The sequence below is a fragment of the Micromonospora sp. NPDC048986 genome (genome assembly GCF_040649335.1).
Classification (GTDB): domain Bacteria; phylum Actinomycetota; class Actinomycetes; order Mycobacteriales; family Micromonosporaceae; genus Micromonospora; species Micromonospora alfalfae.
Window position 1 is genome coordinate 19362 of record NZ_JBEZFJ010000026.1, and the last position, 11252, is coordinate 30613.

At 72.7% G+C, this 11252-nt stretch carries 8 protein-coding genes; 4 read left to right on the forward strand and 4 right to left on the reverse strand.

Annotation, left to right across the window (positions count from 1 at the left end; translation table 11 throughout):
* Positions 1–48: 48 nt before the first annotated feature.
* Positions 49–1335, reverse strand: coding sequence for an aspartate--tRNA(Asn) ligase (gene aspS, locus AB0B94_RS32915; RefSeq protein ID WP_357289798.1), 1287 nt, complete (start codon positions 1333–1335; stop codon positions 49–51).
* Positions 1336–1788: 453 nt separating this feature from the next.
* Here aspS and lipA point away from each other — a divergent pair, with 453 nt between their 5' ends.
* Together lipA and AB0B94_RS32925 are read left to right on the forward strand one after the other, a co-directional pair.
* Positions 1789–2784: a lipoyl synthase gene (gene lipA, locus AB0B94_RS32920; RefSeq protein WP_357289801.1), complete on the forward strand. Its 996-nt coding sequence runs from the start codon at positions 1789–1791 to the stop codon at positions 2782–2784.
* A gap of 53 nt (positions 2785–2837) precedes the next feature.
* The gene (locus tag AB0B94_RS32925) at positions 2838–4538 is read left to right on the forward strand and encodes a hypothetical protein (protein WP_357289803.1); all 1701 of its coding nucleotides are present in this window, start codon (positions 2838–2840) and stop codon (positions 4536–4538) included.
* A gap of 58 nt (positions 4539–4596) precedes the next feature.
* Here AB0B94_RS32925 and AB0B94_RS32930 read toward each other — a convergent pair whose 3' ends face one another.
* Both AB0B94_RS32930 and AB0B94_RS32935 read right to left on the reverse strand, forming a co-directional pair.
* Entirely contained in the window at positions 4597–7686 is a 3090-nt protein-coding gene (locus tag AB0B94_RS32930; protein ID WP_357289806.1) for an AAA family ATPase, read from the reverse strand.
* Positions 7683–7853, reverse strand: a complete 171-nt coding sequence (locus tag AB0B94_RS32935) for a hypothetical protein (protein WP_357289808.1) — start codon at positions 7851–7853, stop codon at positions 7683–7685. Before AB0B94_RS32935 ends, AB0B94_RS32930 begins: the two co-directional genes overlap by 4 nt.
* A gap of 207 nt (positions 7854–8060) precedes the next feature.
* On the opposite strand from AB0B94_RS32935, the gene AB0B94_RS32940 reads away from it, so the two are divergent.
* On the forward strand, positions 8061–8747 hold the full coding sequence (locus AB0B94_RS32940; protein WP_145779624.1) for a DUF4191 domain-containing protein: 687 nt from the start codon (positions 8061–8063) through the stop codon (positions 8745–8747).
* Between the two features lie 336 nt (positions 8748–9083).
* Here AB0B94_RS32940 and AB0B94_RS32945 read toward each other — a convergent pair whose 3' ends face one another.
* Positions 9084–9482 (reverse strand): RDD family protein, encoded by a 399-nt coding sequence (locus AB0B94_RS32945; RefSeq protein ID WP_357289810.1) that lies wholly within the window; start codon positions 9480–9482, stop codon positions 9084–9086.
* Between the two features lie 263 nt (positions 9483–9745).
* Here AB0B94_RS32945 and glnA point away from each other — a divergent pair, with 263 nt between their 5' ends.
* Complete coding sequence (gene glnA / locus AB0B94_RS32950) at positions 9746–11170, forward strand: type I glutamate--ammonia ligase (RefSeq protein ID WP_112671701.1); 1425 nt, start codon at positions 9746–9748, stop codon at positions 11168–11170.
* The last annotated feature ends 82 nt before the right edge of the window (positions 11171–11252 follow it).

An 11252-nucleotide genomic window follows, 5' to 3' on the forward strand; every position in this document is an offset into this window, starting at 1 on the left:
CCCCGCCGGCCCGCTCCACCCGATCGAGTGGGCCGGCAGGGCACAGTGCTACGGGGTCAGGCGGTGCAGGTCCCGCGGGAACGCGGTGACCTCCCGGATGTTGGCCGCGCCGACCAGCCGGGCCACGAACCGTTCCAGGCCGATGGCGAAACCGCCGTGCGGTGGCATGCCGTGCCGGAACGCGTCCAGGTAGCCGGCGTACGGCTCGACCGGCTCGCCCCGGGCCGCCAACGCCGCCAGGTAGTCGGCGTGCCGGTGCAGCCGCTGCCCGCCGGTGACCAGCTCCAGACCGCGAAAGAGCAGGTCAAACCCGTTCGAGTACGCGGGCCGCGCCGGGTCCGGATGGGTGTAGAAGGGCCGCTTCGCCATCGGGTAGCCGGTGACGAAGAGGAAGTCCGACAGGTGTTCGCGGCGGGCCCACTCGCCCAACGCCCGTTCGTGGGCGGGCGCCAGGTCCGGTTCGTCGGCGGGCGCTCCGGCGATCGTCAGCGCCTCGGTGAAGTGCACCGCCGGGATCTCCGTGGGCACCCGCGGCGGTGTGACGCCGAGCGTGGCCAGCGCGCCACCGGCCCGCTCGGCCACCGCGCCCAGCATCCCGTCGAGGGTGTCGCGCAGCACCCGCATCACGTCCCGGTGGTCGGCGACGAAGCCCAACTCCGCGTCGAGTGACGTGTACTGCGCGAGGTGCCGGACGGTGTCGTGCGGTTCGGCCCGGAACACCGGCCCCACCTCGTAGACGCGTTCGAAGACGCCGACCATCAGCTGCTTGTAGAACTGCGGCGACTGGGCCAGGTACGCGGGCCGGCCGAACCAGTCCAGCGCGAACACGTTCGCCCCGCTCTCGGTGCTGGAGCTGACCACCTTCGGCGTGTGGACCTCCACGAAGTCCTGGGCGTCGAGTGCGGCCCGGAACCCGGACACCGCGGCCGCCGAGATCCGCAGCGCGGCCGACCGGGTGGGGTGCCGCAGCGCTGTGGGCGCGTTGTCCAACTGGGTGGGCAGGCTCGCGGTGAGCGCCGGCCGGTACAGGTCGAACGGTGGCGGTGCGGCGGGCGGCCCGAGGAGACGTACCGTCGGGTCGGTCAGCTCGACCCCGGCGGGCGCCGTGCCGTTCGCGGTGGCCGTCGCGGTGACCTCGACGACCGTCTCCTCGGTGAGTTTCTCCAGCTCGGCGCGGACGGCCGGGTCGGTGACGACCACCTGGGCCAGGCCGGTGGCGTCGCGCACGATCAGGAAGGCAACCGACTTGAGCAGTCGGCGGCGGTGCACCCAGCCGGCGATCCGCACTGTCGTGCCGATCCTGGCGGGCAGTTGCCGGGACACTGTTCGTTGCATGGCGGGCTACTCCTCGGTCGATCGCCACGCCGTCGCCGCCCTAAGGTGGCGAAAGCGTCGCATCAGCCCCAGGGAGGTGTGGGCGAGCGGGAACCTCGCGGTGCCACCACACCTTCGCCCCCGCCGGAGCGGGAGCCTCGTTCGTCGCCTGATGACCGGGGCCAGCCGGGCGGGCTCTACTGGGCGCGGGGAGCCCGCGGCCGTTCTTCCCGCAGCTCGGGAGGGTCTTCGCGCCCCGGTGCCAGACCGCCTCTCAGCACCGGCGGCTCTCTGCACTGGCGGGTCGGGGGCTACTCGGCTCCGTCGTCGCTGTTGCCGGCGACCGTAGCACCCGATTCCCCGATCTGTGACGCCCTTTTCCGACCGGCCGGTGTCCGGCGTCACAACGTTCGGGGCGTGACGCCGGTCGCCTGACGCACATAGACACCCGCCGTCCAGCGTAGGCTCATTTTCGTGACGATCGAGCACTCCGCGCCGACGACCGGCCAGGCAGCGCGCACCGCAACGGCGGCCCCCGAGGGGCGGCGTCTGCTGCGGATCGAGGCGCGTAACGCCGAGACGCCGATCGAGCGCAAACCGCCATGGATCAAGGTCAAGGCAAAGATGGGCCCGGAGTACACCCAACTGCGCGGGCTCGTCTCGCGCGAAGGGCTGCACACCGTCTGCCAGGAGGCCGGCTGCCCCAACATCTACGAGTGTTGGGAAGACCGGGAGGCCACCTTCCTCATCGGCGGTGACCAGTGCACCCGGCGCTGCGACTTCTGCCAGATCGACACCGGCAAGCCGGCCGAGTTCGACGCCGACGAGCCGCGTCGCGTCGCCGAGTCGGTGGTCTCGATGGGGCTGCGGTACGCCACCATCACCGGTGTCGCCCGTGACGACCTGCCCGACGGCGGCGCCTGGCTGTACGCCGAGACCGTCCGACAGATCCACGCCCTCCAGCCCGGCTGCGGCGTCGAGCTGCTGATCCCGGACTTCAACGCCGTCCCCGAGCAGTTGGCCGAGGTCTTCGGCTCCCGCCCCGAGGTGCTGGCCCACAACGTGGAGACCGTGCCGCGCATCTTCAAGCGCATCCGGCCGGCGTTCCGCTACGACCGCTCGCTGGACGTGATCCGGCAGGCCCGCGCCGACGGCCTGGTCACCAAGAGCAACCTCATCCTGGGCATGGGCGAGGAGCGGGCCGAGGTCTCGCAGGCGCTGCGCGACCTGCACGACGCCGGCTGTGAGCTGATCACCATCACCCAGTACCTGCGCCCCTCGCCCCGGCACCACCCGGTGACCCGTTGGGTCAAGCCGGAGGAGTTCGTGGAGCTGCGCGAGGAGGCCGAGGAGATCGGCTTCGCCGGGGTGATGAGCGGGCCGCTGGTGCGTTCGTCGTACCGGGCCGGCCGGCTCTACAAGCAGGCCATCGACGCCCGCGCCGCCGCCTCGGTCACCACCGCCAGCTGACTCCGTCGGCAGCGCCGCACGGCAGTTCGACGCCCGGGTGTCATGATCCTGTGATGACCGTCGGGGTACGCGAGCAGCCGCGCGGCGCTGGCTCGCCCCGCCCGCGGCTCGGCGCACGTCCCGGCCTGGTCGGTTGGCTCACCGGGTTGGCAGTGCTGGCCGGGGTGGGTTACCGGCTCTGGCTCCTGCTGCACGCCGCGCCGCCGACGAACAGCGACGAGGCCACCATGGGGCTGGCCGCGCTGCACATCGCCCGGGGCGAGGGTTTTCCGGTCTGGTTCTACGGCCAGCAGTACATGGGCACGCTGGAGGCGTACCTGGCCGCGCCGGTGTTCGCCCTCGCCGGTGGGCCGTCGCTGCTCGGGCTGCGGCTGCCCACGCTGGCCCTGTACACGCTGTTCCTGCTGCTGGCCTGGCGGTTAACGCTGCGGCTGACCGGGGACCGCTGGTTCGGGTTGCTGATGGTGGCGCTACTGGCCCTCGGCTCCGACCGGGTCATCAAGAACCAGCTGATCGCCGGCGGCGGCTACCCCGAGATGAACGCGGCCGGGGCGGCGCTGGCCCTGCTCACAGTGGATCTGGCCACCCGTCGCCCGGGGCGGCGACGAGACGGGCGGACGGCAGACACCGGGCGACCCGGCTGGCGGCTGGCGCGCTGGGCCGGGTGGGGGTTCCTGGCCGGGCTGATGCTCTGGGTCGACCCGCTGGTGCTGCCGTACGTCGCGGCGACCGGCGCGGTCCTCGTCGGGTTCTGCCGCCGGGAGCTGTGGGGTGCCGCCGGGGCGTTGCTCGGGGCGGCGGCCGTGCTGGGGGCGGCCCCGCTGCTGCTGCACAGCCTGCTGACCGGGCGCAACCCGCTGCACGCCGTGCTCGCGGCCAGCGGTGCGGACGCCAGCGCCGGCTGGCCGGACCGGCTGCACGGCGGCCTGGTGCTCGGCCCCGGACTGGGCATGGGCTTCTGCGCTCCCGGCCAGTGCGCCACCTGGCAACTGTGGTGGTCGCTCGCCCTGCCGCTGCTGCTGGTCATCGCCGCCGCCACCGCCTGGCGGGCGCTACGCACCCCCGACCCCGATCCTGCTGGCTCCGCCGCTGTCGGCCCCGACGTGGTGTCGCCTCGGGTGGCGGCGGCCGCACGGCTGGCGCTCGTGCTGGCCGCGGTGGCCACCCTCGGCGCGTACACGGTGAGCAGTTCCGCCGGTCTCACCCCGGTGGAGAGTTCCCGCTACCTGTCCTGCCTGCTCATCTCCCTGCCGGCGCTGCTCTGGCCGGTGTGGACGGTGGCCCGGCACGGGCTGCGTCCGGCACCGGCCGGCCGGCGCGGCGTCGGGTCGACGCTGGCCCGATCGGTCGCCGTGGTGTCGCTCGCCGCCACGCTCGGCACCGCCGCCCACGCCACCTGGCGGGCAGCGCAGACCGCCCCGGCGACCCGGGCCGCCGAGGCCCGGCACACCGAGTTGGTGAGCACCCTGCGTCAGCTCGGCGTACGGCACGTACGCGCCGGCTACTGGACCTGCAACCGACTCACCTTCGCCAGCGCGGAGCAGGTGGTCTGCGCTGTCGTCGACGACACCCTGCGCCAGGGTTTCGACCGCTACCCCGCGTACCGGCGGGAGGTGGACAGCGCGGCGGCACCGGCCTGGGTCGCGCCGGCCGGCTCGCCCCTGGCGGAGGTGCTCGACGAGCGGCAGCGGGCCACGCCGGGCAGCCTGGACCTGGTCACCATCGAGGGCTGGCGCATCTACCTGCCGCGCTGACCTCGACTGCCCACGTCGGCGCGGCCGGTGCGCGCGTCAGCGCGGCTCGGTGCGCGCCTCAGCGCGGCGCGGCGGGCTCGGTGAGCAGGCCGAGGCGGTGGGCCAGGGCGGCGGCCTCCACCCGGTTGGTCACACCCAGCTTCGCGATGATCCGGGAGACGTGCACGCTCGCCGTCTTCGGCGAGATGAACAGCCGCTCGGCGATCCGGCTGTTGCTGTGCCCCTCGGCGACCAGGCGCAGCACCTCCCGCTCCCGGGCGGTCAGCAGGTCCGCGCCGGCCCCGCCCCCGGCGCGCAGGCCGATTCGCCGCGCCAGGGTGGCGGCCGCCTCGACCAGCGGGGTCGCACCCAACCGCCGGCCGATCTCGGTGGCCTCGATGACAGTCGCCGACGTCCTGTCGCGGTCCCCGGCTGCGGCGGTCGCCTCGGCCAGCGCCAGCAGCGCCCTGCCCAACGGGTAGGGCTGCCCGTCGGCTCGCCACGCGTCGACCGCCGCATGCCACGCCGGCAGCGCCTGGTCGCCGACCGCTAGCAGCGCGGTGACCTGGGCGGCGTGCGCGCGGGCCGCCGGGTGCCGCGCGGGCAGTTCGGTGGCGAGCGCCGCCACCGCGGCGGCCAACTCCCTGTCGCCCACCCGTGCCGCGGTACGCGCGGCGGCGCTGAGCACCGGCCAACCCTCCCTGGGCAGCCGCGACAGGCTCTCGTCGGCGACCGCGACGCGGGCCGCCCGTACCGCCTCGATCTTGTCGTCAGCGGCCAGCGCCGCCTCGATCGCCAGCTCGTGCAGGGGCAGGCGGTGGTTCGGCCACAGGTACGGTCGGTTGAGGAAGGTGAGCGCCCGGTCGACCAACTCGTCGGCGCCCGGATGGGCGCGGGCCAGCCGGAGCCCGGCGCCCAACTGGAGCCAGTGCAGACCGGTGACACCGGACAGGTCGATTCGAGCGGCCTCCGCGCAGACCGCCTCGGCCTCGTCCCACCTACCCAACGCGATGAGCGCCTCGGCCCGGTTGGAGAGCAGGTACGCCCCGGTGGAGCGGCTGATCCCCACCCGTCGCGCCTCGGCCACACCGGCCTCGGCGGCCTGCGCGGACTCGGCGTAGCGGCCCAACTCGCAGAGCATGTCCGACTCGAACACCATGGCGAGCACCAGCGTCGGCGCGTCCCCCGCCGCACGGGCAGCGGCGGCCGCCTGGCCCAGCTCGGCCAGCCCGCCGGTCAGGTCCCGCTCGCCGTGACAGAGCAACGCGATCCGCGTCGACAGCAGGGCCACCTGTTCGCCGAGCGCCTCGGCGTCGGTGGCGGCCTCGGCTGCCACCCGGGCCGCCTTCTGGGGGTCGATCTTGACCAGGTGGGTGGCGATGTCGGCGAGCAACCGGACCCGCTCCGCGCCGGGCGGGCCACCGGCCGCCAGCCGGTACGCCTCATCCAGCTCGCGGCTGCCGTCGCTCTTGCCGAGCAGGGCCATCAGTCGACCGCGCTGGTCCAGCAGGCGGGCGGCGCGCAACGGCGCGGCGTCGGCGTCCACCTCGGCCAGCCCGGCGCGGGTCAGGGTGATGGCCCGGCTGAAGTCGCCGGCGGTCACCGCGGCGTCCAGCGTCTGCTCCAGCAACGCGAGGTGGTCCATGCCGAGCAGGTCGGCGGCGTCCGGCACCAGCTCCCACAACTCCAGCGCCCGCTCCAGCAGTCGGCGCTGCTCGGCGTACGCGTACCGCTCGGCGGCGGCGCACGCGGCGGCTCGTGCGGCGACGAGGGCGCGCGGGTGGTCGTGCGCGGCGTGCCAGTGGTGGGCGATCTCGGCCGGGGCCCGGCCGGCGGCTACCAGATGCGGCTGGGCCTCGATGGCGGCGGCGAACCGGGCGTGCAGCCGGGCGTGCTCACCGGGCAACAACTCGTCGTGTACCGCCTCGCGGACCAGCGCGTGTCGGAACTCGTAGTCACCGTCCCGGTCGGCCACCACCAACTGGGCGGCGACGGCGGCGCGTAACGCGTCCTCCAGCTCGGTCTCGGGCAGCCCGGCGACCTCGGCGAGCAGGTCATGGGCGAAGCGGGTGCCGCCGGCGGCCGCGATCCGCAACACCCGCTGGGCCGGCTCGGGGAGCCGGTCCACCCGGGCCAGCAGCAGGTCACGCAGCGTCTCGGGGAGCGCCGCGCAGCCGATCGGGTCACCGGCCACGGCCAACTCCTCGATGAAGAAGGGGTTGCCCTGGGTACGGTCGTGGACATCGTCGACGGTGCGGGCGAGCGGCTCGGCGCCGAGCAGGTCGGTGAGGATCGCGGCGGTGCCGTCGCGGTCCAGGCGAGCCAGCTCGACCCGCTCCACACCCCGGGCCCGATCCAGCTCGGCGAGGAACGGGCGCAGCGGGTGCCCGCGCTGCAACTCATCGGTGCGGTAGGTGCAGACCAGCAGCAGCCGGCCCGGCCTCGCCGCCCGGACGAGGAAGCCGATCAGGTCGCGGGTGGAGCGGTCGGCCCAGTGCAGGTCCTCGATGATCAGGACCAGTGGGCGGGCGTCGGCCAGCCGCTGGAACAGCTCGGCGACCAGGTCGAACAGGTACCCGCGCGGCGCGTCGCTGAGCGGGACGGCACGCGGGGTGGTCAGTGCCGCGGAGGCGCGGCCCAACTCCGGCAGGAGCGGGGCGAACTCCGCCTCGTAGCCGGCGAAGACCTCGGGGCCGTCGGCGCGCAGCACAGTGCGCAACGCGGCGGCGAACGGCGCGAACGGCAGACCCGCCTCGCCCAGCTCCAGACACTGGCCGACCAGCACCCGCGCCGCGCCGTCGGTGGCCCAGCCCGCGAACTCCTCCAGCAGCCGGGTCTTACCCACACCCGCCTCGCCGCCGACAAGCACTGTGGTCGGCTCCCCGGCCCGCGCCCGGCCCAGCGCGTCCCGTAGCGCCGCGGTCTCGCTGTGGCGCCCGACGAGGACTGAGCTGGCGGCGCGTACGGTCACGTGTTCGAGCATGCCATGGCGGCCCACCCCGCCGACCCCGCCGATCGGCCGGCGGCCGGGCGGCGGGGTCGGATCGGGTAGCGCGGCCAGCCCGACGGCTGCGGCGGACGTGACGGCCGCGCCGAGCGCTGTCGGCGCGGCGGTGGAGCTGGGCCTGGCGGCCGAGCTGGGCCTGGCGGCCGAGCGGGGCGCGGTCACCGGCGGGCGTCGCCGGTGCGACCGGCCTGCCTGCGCCGGCCCAACCACCCGCGGCTGACCGGACGGGACAGCGACCGGGCGAGCCGGTCCGCGGCCGCGTCGGCGCGCAGCTCAGCGGAGTGGGTACGGTGCAGGGTGAGCAGGAAATCTGCGTCGTTGCCGAACATGTCGGGCTCCTTCGTGGCGTCGTCGTCTTCTGCTGACGACTCTTCGCGCGAAGGCCCCACCCGGGCATGGGCATGGCGCCTCATCTTCCCCGCCCACAGCCTCCTTACCCGGCCGCTCCGGGCACGTACGGCGACGTAAGGTACTCAGCTGCCCCGGCACCCGGACGCGGATCAACCGGGCCGGCGGCGACCACTAGACTCTGCGGCATGGCAAAGCCCCAGGAGAAGGTCTCGTTCGGCCAGCGGCTGAAGCAGATCGGGATGGTGTTCCAGTTCACCGCCAAGCAGGACCGGTGGTTCGCGCCGTTGGTCGCCGCAGCGGTGCTGCTCCCGCTCGCGCTCACCGTTGTCGCTGTCATCCTCTGGGGCTGGATCTGGCTGCCGCTGGGCATCCTGTTCATCCTGCTCGCGGTGCTGATCGTGCTCAACCTGCGGTCCAACAAGGCGATGATGAACGCCGCCGAGGGGCAACCCGGCGCGGCGGCGCAGATCATGGAGAACATGCGCGGCGACTGGCGGGTGACCCCGGCGGTCAGCTCGACCACCCAGATGGACATGGTCCACCTGGTGATCGGTCGCCCGGGCGTGATCCTGCTGGCCGAGGGCAACCCGCAGCGGGTGCGCGGCCTGCTCGGCCAGGAGAAGCGGCGGCTGTCCAAGGTGATCGGCTCCGCTCCCCTGCACGACTACGTGATCGGGCAGGAGGAGGGTGAGCTGCCGATCCGCAAGCTGCGGACGACGCTGCTGCGCCTGCCCCGCGCCCTCTCCGGCAAGGACGTCAACTCGCTGGACAAGCGACTCAAGGCGCTCACCGCCCGGCCACAGATGCCCAAGGGCGCGATCCCGAAGAACATGCGGCCGCCAGGCGCCTTCCGCCAGTCGCGGGGCCGCTGACCCCTCAGGTGTACGCGTAGAAGGAGCCGGGCCCGCGCGGGCCCGGCTCCTTCTACGCGTACGCCCACAGGTGCCCACCCCCGACGCGCCACCCGCCTCAAACCACCTCTCGTCCCCGCCCCCACCATGGTCGTGCTCGCCCACGCCACGCCATGATCGTGCTCCATCCACGCCACGCCATGGTCGTGCTCCGCCCACGCCACGCGTGATCGTCCTCGCCCCCACCACGCCATGATCGTGCTCGATCCTGGATTTAGGGGCCTCGCTCGCGGTGGATGCCACTGGATCCTGGATCGAGTGCGATCTTGCGGTTCGCGCGGTCCCGGAGGGGTTGGCTCAGCCGCGGGGGGCGTCGACGATGACCGAGCCGGCGACTCGGTCGTGCAGGCCGCGCCGGTGCTCGTCCATGATCAGTGCGGGGACCACGAGGGCCAGCAGCAGGCCACGGATCAGCCCCCGGAGCACGCCGATCCGGCCACCGTCGAGCCAGTTCACGCAGCGGATCTTGGTGATGTACATGCCCGGGGTCTGGGCGAACAGGCCCAGGAAGATGCCGTACTCCAGGACGAGCACCAGCACCGGGGCCCAGCCGTCGCGTACCGGGTCGGCGAAGAAGTTGGACACCAGCAGGCAGAGGACCCAGTCGATGATCAACGCCCCGAACCGCCGACCGAGGCTCGGCGCGGCAAAGGTGGGGTCGGTGGCCGGCGCTGCCGGGAGGTGCGGATTGGTCACAGCGGTCAAGGGTATCCGCGCCGGGATGAGAGGTTGCCGGGTGCCGCCGCCGCTGTGTGCCGATTCAGGCCAAAGGCATCAGATGTCATTACACTGGCACAGTCGGTACGGCTTTCCTGGCGGGCCGGAGGCGCGGACCGGGGCGTCGCTGACGCTCCGCGAGGGACGTAACACGGCAGAAACAACGGAGACACGGCCGGGCAACCCCCCGGCCCTAGCGTCGCCAGAAGCCTAGCCACCCCGTGGACGTGCCAGGAGGATGTGTGTTCGCCAATCCCGAGGAACTGCTGCGATACCTCAAGAACGAGGACGTGAAGTTCGTCGACGTTCGTTTCTGTGACCTGCCCGGCGTGATGCAGCACTTCAACCTGCCGGTCGAGTCCGTCAACGACGACCTCTTCACCGACGGCCTCGCGTTCGACGGTTCGTCGATCCGCGGTTTCCAGGCGATCCACGAGTCGGACATGCTCCTGCTCCCGGATGTCGCCACCGCGTTCATCGACCCGTTCCGCGCGCAGAAGACGCTCGCGCTCAACTTCTTCATCCACGACCCGTTCACCCGCGAGGCCTACAGCCGCGACCCGCGCAACGTGGCGAAGAAGGCCGAGGCGTACCTGGCGGCGAGCGGCATCGCCGACACCGCCTACTTCGGGGCCGAGGCGGAGTTCTACATCTTCGACTCGATCCGCCACGAGACCTCGGCGCACCAGTCGTTCTACTACATCGACTCGATCGAGGGCGCCTGGAACACCGGCCGCGAAGAGCCGGGCGGCAACCGCGGCTACAAGACCGCGTACAAGGGCGGCTACTTCCCCGTCCCGCCGGTCGACCACTACGCCGACCTGCGTGACTCGATCGTGCGCCGCCTGGTCGACACCGGCTTCAATGTGGAGCGCTCGCACCACGAGGTGGGCACCGCCGGCCAGTCCGAGATCAACTACCGGTTCTCCACCCTGCTGCACGCCGGTGACCAGCTCCAGCTCTTCAAGTACATCGTGAAGAACGAGGCCTGGGCCAACGGCAAGACCGCGACGTTCATGCCCAAGCCGCTGTTCGGCGACAACGGTTCCGGCATGCACACCCACCAGAGCCTCTGGCTCAACGGTGAGCCGCTGTTCTACGACGAGACCGGCTACGCCGGCCTGTCCGACATGGCCCGCTGGTACATCGGTGGTCTGCTGCACCACGCGCCGTCGCTGCTGGCTTTCACCAACCCGACGATCAACTCGTACCGCCGCCTGGTGCCGGGCTTCGAGGCGCCGGTCAACCTGGTCTACTCGCAGCGCAACCGGTCCGCCTGCACCCGCATCCCGGTGACCGGCGCGAACCCGAAGGCCAAGCGCGTCGAGTTCCGCGTCCCGGACCCGTCGGCCAACGTCTACCTGGCCTTCTCGGCCATGATGATGGCCGGCCTCGACGGCATCAAGAGCAAGATCGAGCCGCCGACGCCGATCGACAAGGACCTCTACGACCTCCCGCCGGAGGAGTGGGGCGACGTCAAGCAGGTGCCGGGCTCGCTGTCGGCGGTGCTCGACTCGCTGGAGGCCGACCACGACTACCTGCTCGACGGCGGCGTCTTCACCCCCGACCTGATCTCCACCTGGGTCGACTGGAAGCGCGCCAACGAGGTCGACCCGGTGCGTCTGCGCCCGACCCCGCACGAGTTCGCCATGTACTACGACTGCTGAGCAGTCGCTAGAACACCGGCCGGGGGGGGGGGGCGGGGGGGGGGGCGCGGGCGGCCGGGGGGTAGGACCCCCCGGAAACGCC

Coding starts and splice junctions, on each gene's coding strand:
- AB0B94_RS32925 (WP_357289803.1), top strand. CDS start 2,838: ATGACCGTCGGGGTACGCGAGCAGCCGCGCGGCGCTGGCTCGCCCCGC.
- aspS (WP_357289798.1), bottom strand. CDS start 1,335: ATGCAACGAACAGTGTCCCGGCAACTGCCCGCCAGGATCGGCACGACA.
- AB0B94_RS32940 (WP_145779624.1), top strand. CDS start 8,061: ATGGCAAAGCCCCAGGAGAAGGTCTCGTTCGGCCAGCGGCTGAAGCAG.
- AB0B94_RS32935 (WP_357289808.1), bottom strand. CDS start 7,853: ATGTTCGGCAACGACGCAGATTTCCTGCTCACCCTGCACCGTACCCAC.